Origin of the sequence: Brevibacillus choshinensis, from assembly GCF_001420695.1 — a bacterium.
In the GTDB taxonomy this organism is placed as follows: Bacteria; Bacillota; Bacilli; order Brevibacillales; family Brevibacillaceae; genus Brevibacillus; species Brevibacillus choshinensis.
This window is the reverse complement of the sequence record NZ_LJJB01000007.1, coordinates 1,541,818-1,557,790: the sequence shown is the minus strand read 5'-3', so window position 1 is coordinate 1,557,790 and position 15,973 is coordinate 1,541,818. Positions and strand designations below refer to the sequence as shown.

The 15,973-nt window shown below is 47.9% G+C and carries 13 protein-coding genes; 6 read left to right on the top strand and 7 right to left on the bottom strand.

The window, feature by feature from the left end:
• Positions 1 to 225 precede the first annotated feature (225 nt).
• Positions 226 to 1,428, top strand: coding sequence for an MFS transporter (locus AN963_RS07475; protein WP_055743876.1), 1,203 nt, complete (start codon positions 226 to 228; stop codon positions 1,426 to 1,428).
• Between the two features lie 112 nt (positions 1,429 to 1,540).
• On the opposite strand, the gene gltB is transcribed toward AN963_RS07475, so the two are convergent.
• The gene (gltB, locus tag AN963_RS07470; protein ID WP_055743875.1) at positions 1,541 to 6,154 is read right to left on the bottom strand and encodes a glutamate synthase large subunit; all 4,614 of its coding nucleotides are present in this window, start codon (positions 6,152 to 6,154) and stop codon (positions 1,541 to 1,543) included.
• 124 nt (positions 6,155 to 6,278) lie between these two features.
• Here gltB and AN963_RS07465 point away from each other — a divergent pair, with 124 nt between their 5' ends.
• The 4 genes from AN963_RS07465 to AN963_RS07450 all read left to right on the top strand — a co-directional run bounded on the left by AN963_RS07465 (position 6,279) and on the right by AN963_RS07450 (position 9,823).
• A complete protein-coding gene (locus tag AN963_RS07465; protein ID WP_055743874.1) occupies positions 6,279 to 7,184 on the top strand; it encodes a LysR family transcriptional regulator in 906 nt (301 codons plus the stop codon).
• 189 nt (positions 7,185 to 7,373) lie between these two features.
• Positions 7,374 to 8,054 carry a YjjG family noncanonical pyrimidine nucleotidase gene (locus AN963_RS07460; RefSeq protein ID WP_055743873.1) on the top strand — a complete coding sequence of 227 codons (681 nt, stop codon included), beginning with the start codon at positions 7,374 to 7,376 and terminating at the stop codon, positions 8,052 to 8,054.
• A 140-nt stretch (positions 8,055 to 8,194) separates the two neighbouring features.
• Entirely contained in the window at positions 8,195 to 9,256 is a 1,062-nt protein-coding gene (locus tag AN963_RS07455) for an SDR family oxidoreductase (protein ID WP_055743872.1), read from the top strand.
• Positions 9,257 to 9,373: 117 nt separating this feature from the next.
• Positions 9,374 to 9,823 (top strand): hypothetical protein, encoded by a 450-nt coding sequence (locus AN963_RS07450; RefSeq protein ID WP_055743871.1) that lies wholly within the window; start codon positions 9,374 to 9,376, stop codon positions 9,821 to 9,823.
• A 127-nt stretch (positions 9,824 to 9,950) separates the two neighbouring features.
• On the opposite strand, the gene AN963_RS07445 is transcribed toward AN963_RS07450, so the two are convergent.
• The gene (locus AN963_RS07445) at positions 9,951 to 10,505 is read right to left on the bottom strand and encodes a helix-turn-helix domain-containing protein (RefSeq protein ID WP_055743870.1); all 555 of its coding nucleotides are present in this window, start codon (positions 10,503 to 10,505) and stop codon (positions 9,951 to 9,953) included.
• A gap of 106 nt (positions 10,506 to 10,611) precedes the next feature.
• On the opposite strand from AN963_RS07445, the gene AN963_RS07440 reads away from it, so the two are divergent.
• Positions 10,612 to 11,196: a LysE family translocator gene (locus tag AN963_RS07440; protein WP_055743869.1), complete on the top strand. Its 585-nt coding sequence runs from the start codon at positions 10,612 to 10,614 to the stop codon at positions 11,194 to 11,196.
• Here the strand turns inward: AN963_RS07440 and AN963_RS07435 are convergent.
• The 5 genes from AN963_RS07435 to AN963_RS07415 form a co-directional block, all read right to left on the bottom strand.
• Positions 11,158 to 11,571: a winged helix-turn-helix transcriptional regulator gene (locus tag AN963_RS07435; protein WP_055743868.1), complete on the bottom strand. Its 414-nt coding sequence runs from the start codon at positions 11,569 to 11,571 to the stop codon at positions 11,158 to 11,160. The two genes, AN963_RS07440 and AN963_RS07435, sit on opposite strands and share 39 nt — an antisense overlap.
• Positions 11,572 to 11,700: 129 nt before the next feature.
• On the bottom strand, positions 11,701 to 12,771 hold the full coding sequence (locus tag AN963_RS07430) for a M42 family metallopeptidase (RefSeq protein WP_055743867.1): 1,071 nt from the start codon (positions 12,769 to 12,771) through the stop codon (positions 11,701 to 11,703).
• A gap of 133 nt (positions 12,772 to 12,904) precedes the next feature.
• Positions 12,905 to 13,726, bottom strand: coding sequence for a carbohydrate ABC transporter permease (locus AN963_RS07425; RefSeq protein WP_055743866.1), 822 nt, complete (start codon positions 13,724 to 13,726; stop codon positions 12,905 to 12,907).
• A 4-nt stretch (positions 13,727 to 13,730) separates the two neighbouring features.
• Complete coding sequence (locus tag AN963_RS07420) at positions 13,731 to 14,588, bottom strand: carbohydrate ABC transporter permease (protein ID WP_055743865.1); 858 nt, start codon at positions 14,586 to 14,588, stop codon at positions 13,731 to 13,733.
• A 6-nt stretch (positions 14,589 to 14,594) separates the two neighbouring features.
• The gene (locus tag AN963_RS07415; RefSeq protein WP_055743864.1) at positions 14,595 to 15,962 is read right to left on the bottom strand and encodes an ABC transporter substrate-binding protein; all 1,368 of its coding nucleotides are present in this window, start codon (positions 15,960 to 15,962) and stop codon (positions 14,595 to 14,597) included.
• Between the last annotated feature and the right edge of the window lie 11 nt (positions 15,963 to 15,973).

Here is a 15,973-nt window from a genome sequence, read left to right as displayed (position 1 = left end):
TTCTCCTCGCCATTGATTGCTAGCTGCCACTCAATCTAATCGCATTCCTCTTTCTTCCCTACCCTTGAACAACTATTAAAAAGCCTCACCTTTTACACATTCTAAAAAAGAATGACTTGATTTTACTCTCAGGAAACTTAATAATATGGAACAGGTTTTCTTGACCGGCACTATGATTACGATTCAAGCGATATTTAATCCTACAGAAAGGTTGATTTTAACGTAATGGAGTTATCTCAACGCACTACCAAGGAACAAGTAATAAAAAAAGAACCGTTTTCAATTTCTATCCTTTCTCTTACAGTTGGCTCCTTTGCAATTGGAATGACTGAATTTGTCATCATGGGTCTTCTACCTAATGTTGCTGAAGATTTGCATGTCACCATCTCCGCGGCAGGACAACTCATTACCATGTATGCTCTTGGGGTAGCCGTCGGTGCGCCTATATTGACAGTCCTCACCCACCGAATCCCGCAAAAGAATTTACTATGTCTGCTCATGGTACTATTTATTCTCGGAAACGGGATCTCTGCTTTCGCTCCAAGCTACGCAATTTTGATGGGAGCACGCTTGATCACCGCTTTGACGCATGGGACTTTCTTTGGAGTTGGAGCTGTGATCGCCTCCAATCTTGTCCGTCCTGACAAGCGCGCCGGAGCCGTATCCATCATGATGGCTGGCCTTACCATAGCGAATATTATCGGTGTTCCTCTAGGGACATTTATTGGTCAGCACATGGGGTGGCGTTCTTCGTTTGGCGCCATTTCAATTATGGGAATGATCGCAATGATCGGCATAATTATCTTTGTACCGCACATCCGACAAGACAAACCAGGGAGTATCGCTACGCAAATTTCCGCTCTTGTCAAGCCCAAGCTCCTTCTATACCTCCTTATTGGAGCACTTGGCAACGCCGGCTTGTTCACCGTATTTACTTATATTACGCCACTGCTTACGCAAGTTACTGGTTTTGCCGAGCATAGTGTAACTTGGATTCTCGTCCTATTCGGATGTGGGGTGACGATCGGCAATATCATCGGCGGGAAGCTTGCGGACTGGAAGCTGATGCCCTCCATACTGGGACTTTACTTTACCATATGTGTCATCCTAACCCTCTTTACCTTTACGATGTATAGCCCTACAGCTGCCGTATTGACCATTTTCCTCTGGGGAGCTGCTTCCTTTGCTGTGTTTCCGGGGTTGCAAGTACGAGTGATGAACCTAGCACAAGCAGCACCAGCTCTTGCCTCTACCTCCAGTCATTCAGCTGGTAATCTAGGAAATGCAACAGGTGCTTTCATCGGGGGATGGGTCATTACTCATCTGTCTATCTCATCTCTTCCTTGGGTCGGAGCCGTGCTCGTTGGACTTGCTCTGATTTTAGGAATGGCTTGCTATATCGTAGAACGCAAGTCAGCTGTGGCGTAAACCCAATATTTTTACACACAAAAAAGACAGCCACAAGCTGTCTTTTTTGGTCTTTTCATTTGTCGATAGATTCGCAACCATCGCCTGCAAGTGGCTAGATCGGCTTCTTTTCTTACTTCCCTACGGAAGCGGCTACTTGTTCTTCTGTTTTTGCTTTCGGGGCTTTCTCTACATTTTTCTTTTGACTGATTTCAAATGCTGCCAAAATCGCGTCGCTGCGTTTCATGCCTGATTGCTGCAATTCTTCCATTGTCAAAATGATCTGCTTGTAGTCTTTTGGAATGACTTTCACGAACTTCGCTTTGGTCTGCTCCCATTGGTTGAGCAACGCATGGGCGTGCTGACTTCCAGTATTCGCTACGTGATTTTCCAACAGCTTTTTCACTTCTGCAGCTTCGCGCTCATCCTGCAGCGCTTCCAGTAGCACCATTTCCTGATTGCACAATGCTGTGAATACAGCTTTATCTTCGGCCAGCACATAGGCGGTACCGCCAGACATCCCCGCCGCGAAGTTTTTCCCAACCTGGCCGAGTACGACGACACGTCCTCCTGTCATATACTCGCACCCATGGTCGCCAACTCCTTCGACGACGGCGGTCATTCCGCTGTTTCTGACGCAGAAGCGCTCGCCTGCCATCCCGGAGATGTACGCTTCACCAGACGTCGCACCGTAGAAAGCAACGTTTCCGATGATCATGTTCTTCTCTGGCGCGTAGGTCACCTTTTTGGAAGGATATACAGCCAATCGTCCGCCAGAAAGCCCTTTTCCTACATAGTCGTTTGCATCACCCTCGAGCTTTAAGGTAATGCCGCGTGGTACGAATGCACCAAAGCTTTGTCCTGCAGACCCTTTGAAATTCAAGCGAATGGTGTCTTCCGGCAAGCCGTGTTCACCAAAACGTCTCGTGACCTCGCTACCCAGAATCGTACCAACGACACGATTGGTGTTGTTAATCGGCAGATTGATTTCAACTTGGCGCTGTTTTTCCAGTGCCGGTTTGGACAGGGCCAGTAGTTGTTGACGATCCAGTGTCGCATCCAGCTTGTGATCCTGCGAGCGTTGATGGAATCTGCCTACTTCTTCTGGCACTTCTGGTTGGAACAGGAGCAGCGACAGATCGATATGTTTTGCCTTCCAGTGTGATTTCGCTTTTTCATTCATCGTCAAAAGCTGACTGCGTCCGATCATATCCTCAAAGGAACGGAAGCCAAGCTCTGCCATGATCTCACGCACTTCACGCGCCACGAAGCGCACAAAGTTGACAGCGTGCTGTGGATCACCCTTGAACTTCTTGCGCAGATCCGGATTTTGAGTAGCGACTCCCACTGGACACGTATCCAGATGGCATACGCGCGCCATCACACAACCGATGGAGACGAGTGGAGCTGTCGCAAAGCCGAATTCTTCTGCACCGAGAAGAGCAGCGATGACAACATCACGTCCGGTCATCATCTTCCCGTCTGTCTCCACGACTACACGGTCGCGAAGCTGATTTAACAAGAGCGTCTGATGTGTCTCAGCTAGCCCCAATTCCCATGGCAAGCCCGCGTGTTTGATACTGCTTTTTGGAGAGGCACCTGTACCGCCATCATGTCCGCTGATTACGATCACATCCGCTAATCCTTTTGCTACCCCAGCGGCAATTGTACCGACTCCCGCTTTTGATACGAGCTTCACGCTGATTCGCGCCCGTGGATTGGCATTTTTCAAGTCGAAGATCAGCTGTGCCAAATCTTCAATGGAATAAATATCGTGATGCGGTGGCGGAGAAATCAGCCCTACACCTGGTGTCGATTTGCGTACTTCCGCAATCCATGGATACACCTTGTTACCTGGGAGTTGCCCCCCCTCGCCCGGTTTTGCTCCTTGCGCCATTTTAATTTGAATCTCGCTGGCATTTACCAGATAGTGGCTGGAGACACCAAATCGGCCAGAAGCCACTTGCTTGATTGCGCTGCGTCGCAGATCACCATTCTCGTCTATCATATAGCGCTGTGGATCTTCCCCACCTTCCCCACTATTGCTTTTCGCACCCAGTCGGTTCATAGCGATGGCGAGAGTCTCGTGCGCTTCTTTGCTCAGCGAACCGTAGGACATCGCCCCTGTTTTAAAGCGGTGAACGATAGAATCAACGGATTCGACCTCGTTCAGTGGCACAGGCATGCGGTCAGATTTGAAGTCCAGCAGGTGACGCAAGAACGCAAATTGCTGGTCATTGGCCATCTCCGAGTACAGCTTATATTGCTCGTAGCTGCCTTCGCGTACTGCTTTTTGCAGGGCGTGCACAGTTTTCGGATTGAACAGGTGGAACTCTCCATCTCGGCGGAATTGGAAATCACTTCCTGGATCCAGATTTTCTTCGGAATGTTCAGGCAAAAATGCTTTCGCATGACGAGCGAGTGTTTCTTTGGCAATCACTTCGAGAGTAATCCCGCCTATTTTGGAAGCCGTACGGGTGAAGTATCGATCAATAACAGAGGAATCGATCCCGATCGCTTCGAAAATCTGCGCGCCGCGGTAGCTTTGGACCGTGGAGATCCCCATCTTGGACATGACCTTCACGACGCCTTCTACGGCTGTGCGCATATAGATTTCCACTGCATCTTTGGCATTCACGCCGTTACCTTTTTCGGATGCTGCCAGCTCCAGCAATGAGTCGATCGCAACGTAAGGGTTGACAGCATCGACACCGTAGCCAATCAACATCGCAAACTGGTGAACATCGCGTGGTTCACCGGATTCAACGATCACGCTCACTTGCGTCCGCGTTCCTTTGCTCACCAAATAGTGATGAAGTCCACTACCTGCGAGCAATGCAGGAATGGCCGCCTGTTTTTCGTTCATACCACGGTCAGACAGGATCAGCAGGGTATGACCCGACTCCATCGCCTGATCAGCAGCTGCAAACAAATCGTCCAGCGCTATTTCCAGCCCAGTGGCACCACCGTCTGCTGGGAACAAGATCGGCAACGCTTTTGCCTGAAATTCCAGATGTGGGTTACTTGCCAGCTTAGCCAGCTCTTCATTGGACAAAAGTGGCGAGCTCAGACGAATCCGACGGCAATTGCTCTCGTCCGGCGCAAGCAGGTTTCCTTCTGCTCCCAAATAAGAGAGAGTGGAGGTCACGCATGCTTCACGCAGCGCATCGATTGGTGGATTGGTCACTTGTGCAAACGATTGTTTAAAGTAGTTGTACAGCAGCTGTGGACGATCAGACAGCACCGCGAGCGGCGTATCGATTCCCATGGACCCGATCGGATCTTTTTTCTCAGCGACCATCGGGGTCAGTACTTTCGTCAGTTCTTCTTGGGTATAGCCAAATGCTTTTTGACGCGCCAGAAGTGTATCTCCCGCAATCCTCGCAGGTGTATTCGCTTTCGGTAAAGCCGTGAGAGTGACGAGATTCTTTTGTACCCACTCCCCATACAGCTGCTCATTAGCGATCTGCTGTTTGATCTCTTCGTCGGACACAATTCTGCCTTCTTCGAGATCGACGAGAAGCATTTTCCCAGGGCTCAGTCTTCCTTTTTGCACGATCTTTTCATCCGGAACTTCGAGAACCCCTACCTCGGATGAGAAAATAATAGTATCATCAGAGGTAACGTAATAACGGGCTGGGCGCAAGCCGTTTCGGTCGAGGATCGCGCCGATCTGTTTTCCATCCGTAAAAGAAATCGCGGTTGGGCCATCCCATGGCTCCATCAAGCAGCTATGATACTCGTAAAAAGCTTTCTTGGAAGCTTCGATGTTCGCATCTTGATCCCATGGCTCAGGAATCATCATCATCGCCACGTGCGGCAACGAACGCCCGGCCAGCGAGAAGAATTCTACACAGTTGTCGAGAATCGCGGAGTCACTGCCTTCCAGATCAATGACAGGCACCACTTTTTGTAGATCAGAACCAAATGCCTCAGACTGGAACATTTGCTCTCGAGCTCGCATCCAGTTGATATTTCCTTGCAACGTGTTGATCTCACCATTGTGGATCAAATAGCGGTTTGGATGGGCACGCTCCCACGTTGGGAATGTATTCGTACTGAACCTGGAGTGAACCACGGAAAATGGGGAAGCGTAGGATTCATCCTGCAGATCCGTATAAAATTGATCCAGCTGTTCTGGAGTAACTAAGCCTTTATAAACAATCGTGCGGCTGGACATCGAGGCTGCGTAAAAGCCTTCTCTTGCTACCTGTTCCATTTGTTTTCGGATGATATATAATTTTCGTTCGAAACTGAGCTGATCTTTCACAGTAGAGCTCGCCCCGATAAACACTTGACGGACAAATGGCTGACTAGCCTTTGCTGTCTTCCCAATTTTATCCGTATTCGTCGGAACGGTTCTCCATCCGAGAAGCTTTTGCCCTTCCGCTTGAATGATCTCTTCTAATTGCTTTTCGTACGTATTTCGTAGAGTCTCGTCCATTGGGAGAAACAGCATGCCCACTCCGTATTTGCCTTGGGCGGGAAGCTTGAAGCCCAGTTCATCACAGGACTTTTTAAAGAAGGTGTGCGGAATGCCAGTCAAAATTCCTGCTCCGTCCCCTGTCTCCGGGTCGCTACCTTGACCGCCACGGTGTTCCAGATGACAGAGTATTTGCAAACCTTTGCTCACCATCTCGTGATTGGCCTTGTTTTTCAAATTGGCGATAAAACCAATCCCACAAGCATCATGTTCGAACATTGGATCATACAGACCCTGTTTTGTAGGCAATCCTCGCATGCTCATTTTTCTCCCACTCCTTACTCTCTCTGTTAGAACTTATTTTAGATTGAGTAAATTATTTGAACAATATATAATTAGTGCTAAATTGATCTCAAAATGAGATAAGTCATGTTTTGAGGAGAATAAAATGGATTTCAGACAGATCCAATACTTCATCGAAGTTGCCAAAAGGGAGCATTACACAGAGGCTGCCCATTCCCTTCACGTCGCTCAATCTGCGCTCAGTCGGCACATCGCCATTTTAGAAAAAGAACTGGGTGTTTCTCTTTTTATCCGGGAAGGACGGAACGTGAAGCTGACCAACATCGGGAAGATTTTTTTGCAGCATGCAGAGCTGTCGTTAGCCGAGATCGAAAAGGCAAAGAAAAAAATCAATGAGATTCTCGATCCTGAGCGCGGCACCATCCGAGTAGGGTTTACGAGCAGTCTCGCAGCCAATCCGTTGCCTGCGGTCATTTCTGCTTTTCGTTCGAGCTATCCGGACATCGGTTTTCAGCTGCGTCAGGGTGCTTACCTGCCACTCATCGATTCGGTTATCAAGGGGGAGCTCGATATTGCTTTTCTCGGTCCTGTTCCCACCCAGGAAAAGAATGTGCAAAGTCACATTTTCTTTGCCGAAGAAATTGTCGCCCTGCTACCAGCGAAGCATCCGCTCTCCAAGAATAAAACCTTGCGATTAAACGAACTCATGCAGGATACCTTTGTCTTGTTCCCCCCTGGTTTTGTTCTCCGTAACATCGTCGTCAACGCCTGTGCCCAGATGGGATTTGAGCCAAAGGTCGCTTTCGAAGGCGAGGACATCGATGCGATTAAAGGACTGGTAGCGGCGGGCTTGGGGGTTACCCTGCTACCTGAGCTAACGCTGGCCGATAACATCCCACGAGAGACTGTGAAAATGCGAATCACTGAACCGAATGTCACGAGGACTGTCGGCATTATCATCCCGAAAAACCGGGAGCTGCCTCCCTCGGAAAAGCTGTTTTATGATTTCCTCAAGGACTTCTTTCATCGATTGGGGAGATACAGCGGGTAAGAATTGGCAAAGCAAAAAGCACAGGCTACGCATTACGCGCGCTGTGCTTTTTCATTTTGCTCAAGATCCGGAACTTACTACACCTGTTTTGATAAAAAAGTGGAGTATAATGGTTAGACGAAAGTGGGAAACACCCCAAAAGCACTCGCGAGATATGAAATGACTAGCAAAGAGTAACGGAGGCATAAAATGAAGTACGAGATGATTCTATTCGATGTAGATGACACCTTATTCGATTTCGGTATGACGGAAAAAGAAGCCCTGCAAAAGACGTTCGAAGCTTACGGGATGTCCGATGCTTTGACCTATTATTTACCCAGCTATAAAGAGATCAGCTCCGTACTATGGAGAGATTTGGAACAAGGACGTACCAATTTAGCGGAATTGGGAGCGGAAAGGTTCAAGCGATTGTTTCTCGCCCATCATCTCGAGATAGATGCCACTGCGTTTAATCGAGATTACCTTCTGAACTTAGGCAGGGAAATCCATCTTACAGAAGGTGCAGTTGATCTGTGCGACCAACTCTCCGCTTATCGATTGGTCATCATAACAAACGGCTTTACCGAGGTACAAAAATCAAGAATTGGGGGTTCTCCCCTTTGTCACTCTTTTGAGTATCTCGTTACTTCTGAAGAAGCTGGGTTCCAGAAACCAGATACACGTATTTTTGATTATGTGTTTTCCAAATTGCAGATTACAGATAAAAAGAAAGTACTGATTGTGGGCGATTCTTTAACTTCAGATATTCAAGGTGGCATCAATTATGGGATTGATACTTGCTGGTTCAATCCCAATCGAAAAGAAAACAAGCTGGGAATCCATCCGACTTACGAAATTAGCAAGCTCATTGATCTTGTAAAGTATTTGTAGGAAGATCGAGTCGGTCACGATACCCGTCCCCTTCCTATATTACTTTCAAGTACCTATATGACTTCAAAGTGCGTACTTTTCACTCTCCTCTCCCTGACGCAAAATGACGATAAGACCAACAGCCAAGGGAGAGAATATCCATGCAAAAAGCCGTGCGTAAAACAGCACTTGTCGTCGGAGCAAATGGTGTCATTGGAAGTAATCTGATCAGCTATCTCGCCGAGCTACCTGATTGGGATATTATCGGCTTATCTCGGCGAGGTGGAGAATCATATGACCGTGTCCGATACGTCGCTGTCGATCTACTCGATGAAGCAGACACGTATGAGAAACTGAGCAGTCTGACAGAGGTCACCCATATTTTTTACGCTGCTTATCAAGACCGGCCTACTTGGGCGGAATTGGTTGCCCCTAACATGGCGATGCTCGTTCATGTTGTCAACACGATTGAGCCAGTCGCTCACGATCTGCAGCATATTAGCCTAATGCAAGGGTACAAAGTGTATGGAGCACACCTCGGACCGTTTAAGACTCCGGCGAAGGAGACGGACGCCTACCATATGCCACCGGAGTTCAATGTCGACCAGCAGACCTTCCTCGAACAACGTCAGCGTGGCAGCAGTTGGACGTGGTCGGCACTCCGCCCTTCTGTCGTTAGTGGCTTCGCATTAGGCAATCCGATGAATCTGGCGATGGTCATCGCGATCTACGCATCCCTATCAAAAGAACTCGGGATTCCCCTTCGCTTTCCAGGGAAACCTGGCGCCTACAACAGCCTGCTCGAAATGACAGACGCTGGATTATTAGCCAGGGCAACGGTTTGGGCAGCGACCGATGAACGCTGTGCAAATCAGGCGTTTAACATTACAAACGGAGACCTTTTCCGTTGGAACGAAATGTGGCCTACCATCGCCAAGTATTTCGATATGGAGACAGCACCACCACTGCAAATGTCCCTGGATGTGGTGATGGCTGATAAGGAACCGCTGTGGAACGCCATGGTAGAAAAACACGGCTTGGTTAAAACCCCCTACAAGGATGTTTCCTCCTGGCGATTCGGTGATTTCGTGTTTTCCTGGGATTACGATTTTTTTGCAGACGGATCAAAGGCACGTCGTTTTGGATTTCACGACTTTATTGATACGAAAGAAATGTTCCTGGGTATTTTTGGCGACTTCCGCAAACGTAAGATCATTCCTTGATTGATACGCTTAAAAACGCCATTTGGCACCGTTTGGCAGTAATATGTATGGTGATGGCAGTCTCTTCTTGCTTATGTTGGTTGTGTAAAATCAATCCTGAGAAGAGAGGTGCTTTTCATGAAACAGCAAGAAAAAAGTGGGGCAAATCTAATGGCGGAAGAAGCAGTGATCCGAAAGGTACTTCTGATGAACGCCGTTTCATCAGGGGCTTGCGGACTACTCCTCCTTTTATTCCCTGGGTTTATTGCCGATTGGACGGGGCTGGAAAATCGATTGTCTTTGATGGGGACGGGAGTTTTTCTGCTCGTGGTCGTCGCTTTTCTATCATGGGCTGCGACCAGAAGCGTTGTTTCTCCCCGTGTCGTTCTGGTTTTTTCAATATTGGACTTTCTATGGGTGATCGACAGCATGCTTTTGCTCGTGGGGAACGGTTCCGCCTATACAATAACGCTCTTCGGCATGTGGGCAATCATTTTGGTTGCTGCAGTCGTCGGTGTTTTTGCCATCTGTGAGGCGACCTACTGGTGGTACAACCGCCCTCTCGAATCACAAAAACAGCACAGATAGGATATTTCCTCGGGTCTTGCGTGGTTGGTTCTGACCCGATCATCCATAACATGAACCAAAAAGAGCACTCTTCCATAAGGAGTGCTCTTTCACATGAATCCGCCAACCCCATCTCGTTCTCTTACCCCTAAGTAGGATAGTAAATAACCATACTTAGCCGCGTTAGTGATTCACCTGAATTATGATAGGCATGCTCGCGGTCTGCTTTAAATTTAATGGACTCTCCCTCTTTTATGGTAAATTCCTCGTTATTGACTCGGATCGTCACTTCACCGTCAAACACGGAAATATATTCCTCTGTCCCCTCACCATGCGCGTCAGCACTTAGGTATGCCCCTTTATCCATCTCCACCGTGTACACTTCAAATCGCCTGTTCTCGTCAAAGGGAAAAAAGGGAAAGATCCGGTATTTCCCATGATCTTCTTGCATCGCTTGAATGTCATTTTGGGTAACGACAACCGTATCTGGCTGAGGCTGATGAATCAGTGCGGTAAAGGAAGTTTTCAATCCGTTCGCGATTTTCCATACCGTATTCAGCGTTGGATTCGATTCTCCCCGTTCAATTTGCCCGAGCATCGTCTTACTTACGCCAGTCATTTCAGCCACCTTATCCAGGCTTAGTCTTTTCGTTGCCCGCAACGTCTTTAAGTTTTCCGCGAGCACAGCACTAATATTTTCCATAAAATCCCCCTATTGTGCTATATAGCGACCAAATTGTATAATCATATTGCACATACGTTAAAACGCACATTTTAATCATCATAACACACAAAGGGGTTGATCATCTATGCAATGGATTCCGTTTTTGCTATATGTACTCGTCACCTCGTTTACACCCGGACCGAATAACATTATGTCTATGGCGTATGCAAGCAAGTCTGGCTACAGGAATACTCTCAGGTTTATTCTTGGTGTAGCGGTTGGCACTACTGTTATTGCTCTGTTAAGTAGCTTCTTCAATCTTCTTCTTTTTAGTTTCATCCCCAAAGTAAAGATGTGGATGAGCATTTTTGGTGGACTTTATATGGTGTATCTCGCGATGAAGATGTTGATGCACAAGCCTAGAGCGAACGAGGACCAGCACGAAAAGTTGAACTCCTTCATTTCCGGATTGATCTTGCAATTTATCAATCCAAAAGTGATCCTATACGCGATTACAGCGAACTCTACCTTCATCATCCCGTATTACCATTCAACTGTGAGCTTGATTCTCTTTTCTTGTTTCCTTGGTTTTATCGGTTATGCAAGTACCTCCAGTTGGGCCGTCTTTGGGGCGATCTTTCAATCGTTTTTGAGGAAATACGAAAGAGCCTTTCATCTTGTGATGGGACTTTTATTGCTTTACAGCGCGATCATCATCTTCCTTGGATAATGGGATTGATGGTTCCTGCGGAGGCACACGCAGTACTACTGCTTTGTCCCCGTAAGCCCTTTCGATATGCGTATCACCCCATCTACACATGAGATGGAGAATTTCCTTTAGGCTCCAACCGTACTCCGTCAGTTCGTATTCGACTTTTGGCGGGACCTGGTTATATGTGATTCGCATGACGATCCCTGCTTCTTCCAGCTCTCGAAGCTGTTGGGTCAGTACCTTTTGCGTAACGGCCGGCATCAAGCTCATCAGCTCGCCGTTGCGCTTCTTGCCAAATGTGAGATGGAACAAAATAACTGGCTTCCACTTGCCCCCGATTACTTCGAGTGTCGCTTCCACCGCGGTGTTGTAAATTTTCTCTGGCTCTTGCATAGGCTGTCCATCCGCCTCCTTGTTACGACGATCTCGCCTATTTTACAGCGGTCAAGGAAAAAGTCAAGATCAAAAGAATGTTTACATAATAAATATTACGTTAACTATCCATTACGTGAACGTTAAGTATTACTTCCTTTGCAGTTCCTCTACAAAAGCAACAAGTAACTGGACAGCTTGCTCCAAATCATCCATATGTACGATACCCGTCGCTGAGTGAATATAGCGTGATGGTAGAGAAATGCATCCTGACAACGCTCCTTTGCCTGCAAGGCTCATGGCCCAAGCGTCAGTACCACCATTGAGTACGACCTCGCGTTGATACGGAATAGCGTTCTTTTCCGCTGTCTGTATGAGTTTGCGAGTCAGTTTCTTCGGAACGTTGTTTCCATGCCCATTACTCGGTGTCCAGTCATACATCATAATAGCTGGCCCAGCACCCAAAATGACAGGCGATATTCTCTCGTCCATCCCAGGCGTGCCTCCTGCGAAAATGACATCGATAGCCAAGCAGATATCAGGTTGAACCGCGTACGCCGCCGGTCCTGCTCCGCGCAGTCCGACCTCTTCCTGCACAGAGGCAACTCCATATACAGTAGGAGTGATCTGCTTGTCCGCGAGCCGCTTCATGACCTCGATCAATACCGCACACCCTGAGCGATTATCCACGGATTTCCCGCTGAACACCTTGGTACCGTTCAACAGCTGACCGACGCGATCAAAGGTTATGTAATCCCCTACCTGTACACCTAACGCGAGTGTTTCTCTCCGTGAGGTCGTACCGAGATCAAGATGCAATTGATCCAACGGAATGGCTCTTTGCGCTTCCTCATTCGTAACGACATGCGCCGGTTTACTGCCAGTAATTCCTCTAACGAATCCTGTTTCCGTCTGGATCGTGAGCACTTGGTTGATAACCATTCGACTGTCGTGGTAGCCAACCGGGAGAAAATAGACGAAGCCTTTTTCATCAATATGACTAACGATGAAGCCAATCTCGTCCATATGGGCGGCAAGCATCAGCTTGAAATCCGGGTCCTTCCCCTTCTTCACAAAGTAGTGATTACCGAGTGGATCTTCAAAATGTTCTTGGGCAAATGGAATGATTTGCTCCTTCATGTAAGCTGCTACTCGCTCTTCGTCTCCAGAAACGCCGTGAATGGCGTCTAAATCAATTAGATATTGGGTCAATGAGTCCATGAACCAACACGCTCCTTTGTTTTTTTGTGGTACTAACATCTTAGTAAAATTTGAATTATCTGTATACACAATAACAAAAAGACACGCCATCAACAGCGTGTCTCTACCTACTTCCTTCCATACACCCCTCCTATCATCCTTTTACCGCACCCATCGACAACCCTTTTACCAAATAGCGTTGTACAAAGAAAGTGAATAGTAAAGGCGGCAATACAGACAGGGCAATGGCTGCCGCGATATCTCCCCAGCGAATTCCGTAGGCTTGAATAAATAAGGTGGAGCCCACCGTAGTCGTCATGGCGTTGATGTCACTGAGAATACGGACGAACAAAAATTCATTCCATGTAAATATAAAAGTGAGAATGGCAGCAGCAGCAACACCGGGCGCAATCAATGGGAACACAATGCGCGCCAGAATATTACCAGGGGAGCAACCGTCAATCAAGGCAGCTTCCTCAATTTCCACCGGTAATTCTTGTATAAAGCCAACCATGAGCATGAGTGTGAGCGGAACATTCATGATGACGGCGACCCAGATGAGCCCTGTCTTGGTATCCAGCAATCCCATAAACTGATACATAGCGAAATAGGGAATAGCAAAGACGATCGGCGGCAACAGCTTGAGACTAATGATAAAGGAAAAAAACTTTTTCAAGCCATAGCCGTAGCGTACCATGGCATAGGCAGCTGGGATGCAAATCGCCACTGTTATCACGCTCGTGCCAGCCGCAATCACAAAGCTGTTTAGGAAAAATTGCGCAAAGGGATAGCCGGACCCCGAGAATACGTTTTGATAGTGTTCAAGCGTGGGGGCAAACACCCACTTTGGCGGGAAAGAAGCAATATCCCCTTCTGTTTTAAAGGACGTTAGTACATCTAGGAGCAAGGGAAACAAAAATAGCAGTAAAATCAACGAGAGCAACAGCCAAAGTACGATTCGTTTTGCGATTCTCATCTGGCTATGCTCCCTTCCGCACAATAAACTTCATGGCTAATCCAAGCACAGGCGCTAACAAAAAGGTCAGCAACACACTCGCAGCAGTCGCTTCACCGATATTTCCTTCCAGAAACGCTTTTTTGTAAATGAACAGACTAATGCTTGTCGTCAGCTCCCCTGGACCACCATTGGTCAGGACATAAATCATGTCGTAGATTTTGAATGCGTCAATTCCTCGTAGAAATGCCACAATCGCCAGCGTAGGGACTAGAAGCGGCAGCGTGATCTGGAAAAAGCTTTGAACGGGATTCGCCCCGTCGACTCGTGCTGCTTCATAGAGTTCTTCTGGTATCGTTGTCAACCCTGCGTAGACGATGATGAAGACAAAGGGAATCCATTGCATCGCGTCGATCCCTATCAACGTCACGTTCACCCATAAAGGGTCAAAGGGATTGACCGCGATTCCCCACTGATTCAAATAATAGGGAACCACACCCACGAACTCGTTTAGCATGAGGCGAAAAATGAGAGCAAATAACGAAGGCGCAACCATCAAAGGCAAAAGGAGCAGGCTGGTGAACATCCCTTTTGCACGAAACGTTCGGTTGAACAAGACAGCTAAGCCGATACCCGCTGCGAGCTCTACCACTGTCGCGAGCAATGCGAATTTGGCACTGTAATAGATCGAACCATAAAAGGAGGAATTGGTCAGCAGGGACGTATAGTTTTGTAGCCCAATAAAGGATGCGGGCTCACCTGACAGCCGGGCGTCGTGCACGCTCACAAAGTAAGCATACAGGGTGGGGAACGCGACGAGCGCGATCACCACCACTGCCAAAGGAGTCATCATCCAAAAGGATTGGCTTTTGGAATACTGCAACGATCTCTACTTCCCTAACAGTGTCGTGACTTCAGCCTGGGCCTTTTTCGCTGCTTCATCCACATCGGCTTGCCCGGCCCACACCGCAGAGAAATGCTTGGCTAATACTTCGAGAATCGGGAACACCTTGTCACTGGTATCGACCACATAGCCATATTTGTCTACATGCTCTGCGATGAAAGGAAACTCCGGACGTTTGTCTTTCATTCCATTCAGCACGTCAGCTACGGGTGGAATCCCTCCGTTATCCGCGTACGTTTTCATTGCTTCTGTGGTAGCCAAATACTTCATCCATTTCAAGGAGGCATCTTGTTTTTCTGAATGCTTGTTGATACCGACGCCAAGTGAGTGCACGTGTGTAGCGTGCTTGTCACCTGGAATGGGAGCGATTCCGACCTTGTCAAAAATTTGTCCACTCTTGCTCTGATCCGACAGTTCGTGGTAGGCCGCGCTCCACTGCAAGATCATTGCGGTCTTGCCCGTCTGAAAAGATTGATTGGTCTCTGGATATTCAAACGTCGAAGCTGTGGCTGGCGATATCCCGTTCTTTGTGAGATTGGCATACACGTTTAGCGCTTTTTTCGTCTCTGCGGTATCGAAGTTCGCTTTTCCATCACTTGTATACCAAGCCCCACCGATGGAGTACAACACGTCATCCCAGATCATGACGTTGTAGATCAGGTTTTTCGCTTGCAAGGCTGTACCATATTGGGTTGGCGAACCTGGATTCAGACTTTGTGTGAAAAATGCTGCAGTGGCGGTAAAATCATCCCAGTTCCACTCGTCCGGTTTTTTGGGGGCGAGTTCTTTTCCCACGATTTTTTTACTTACTTCCTTATATGTTGCCTGCCAAGCCGCATCCGTGAGTAATTGTTCGATCAAGTCCTTCCGATAGTACATAAAATGGTTGGAGACATCCGTCGGTATGGCGTACGTCTGACCTCCATTTTTCAATGAATCGATCGTCGTTCCGATATAAAGCTTTAGGCTGTCCCCCAGCTTATCATCCAAAGGCAGCAAATCGCTCTTGTGCTCCCCGATTTTATAGCTCGCGGTGAAGTAGATGTCGATGTCTTTATTGTCTGAGCCCATCATCGCAGATTCCTTTTCCCAAAAACCTTCGCGGGGAGCTGGTGCCATTTTGACCTCTACTCCATCCTGCGCCCCTTGCCCCTGGTTGTAATGATCGACTACCTTTTGCATGGCATCGCTTTCTGGTCCAGGCCAGTACAGCATGGTTACGGTTTGTTTTTCCACCTTTGGCGTAGGTGTGGTCTGATTGGGCGTCTGGTTACTCGAAGTCGTACATCCACTGAGCATCGCAATCAGTCCCGCTGTCACGACCATGGAAAGCCACTTTCGTTGTATGTTCATCACTTGGTTCC

Excerpts from the sequence above, each read along its gene's own strand:
- AN963_RS07435 (WP_055743868.1), bottom strand. The coding sequence starts at position 11,571 with ATGCAAGAGCCAGAGAAAATTTACAACACCGCGGTGGAAGCGACACTC.
- AN963_RS07440 (WP_055743869.1), top strand. The coding sequence starts at position 10,612 with ATGCAATGGATTCCGTTTTTGCTATATGTACTCGTCACCTCGTTTACA.
- AN963_RS07465 (WP_055743874.1), top strand. The coding sequence starts at position 6,279 with ATGGATTTCAGACAGATCCAATACTTCATCGAAGTTGCCAAAAGGGAG.
- AN963_RS07430 (WP_055743867.1), bottom strand. The coding sequence starts at position 12,771 with ATGGACTCATTGACCCAATATCTAATTGATTTAGACGCCATTCACGGC.
- AN963_RS07455 (WP_055743872.1), top strand. The coding sequence starts at position 8,195 with ATGCAAAAAGCCGTGCGTAAAACAGCACTTGTCGTCGGAGCAAATGGT.
- AN963_RS07445 (WP_055743870.1), bottom strand. The coding sequence starts at position 10,505 with ATGGAAAATATTAGTGCTGTGCTCGCGGAAAACTTAAAGACGTTGCGG.
- AN963_RS07475 (WP_055743876.1), top strand. The coding sequence starts at position 226 with ATGGAGTTATCTCAACGCACTACCAAGGAACAAGTAATAAAAAAAGAA.
- gltB (WP_055743875.1), bottom strand. The coding sequence starts at position 6,154 with ATGAGCATGCGAGGATTGCCTACAAAACAGGGTCTGTATGATCCAATG.
- AN963_RS07460 (WP_055743873.1), top strand. The coding sequence starts at position 7,374 with ATGAAGTACGAGATGATTCTATTCGATGTAGATGACACCTTATTCGAT.
- AN963_RS07425 (WP_055743866.1), bottom strand. The coding sequence starts at position 13,726 with ATGAGAATCGCAAAACGAATCGTACTTTGGCTGTTGCTCTCGTTGATT.
- AN963_RS07415 (WP_055743864.1), bottom strand. The coding sequence starts at position 15,962 with ATGAACATACAACGAAAGTGGCTTTCCATGGTCGTGACAGCGGGACTG.
- AN963_RS07450 (WP_055743871.1), top strand. The coding sequence starts at position 9,374 with ATGAAACAGCAAGAAAAAAGTGGGGCAAATCTAATGGCGGAAGAAGCA.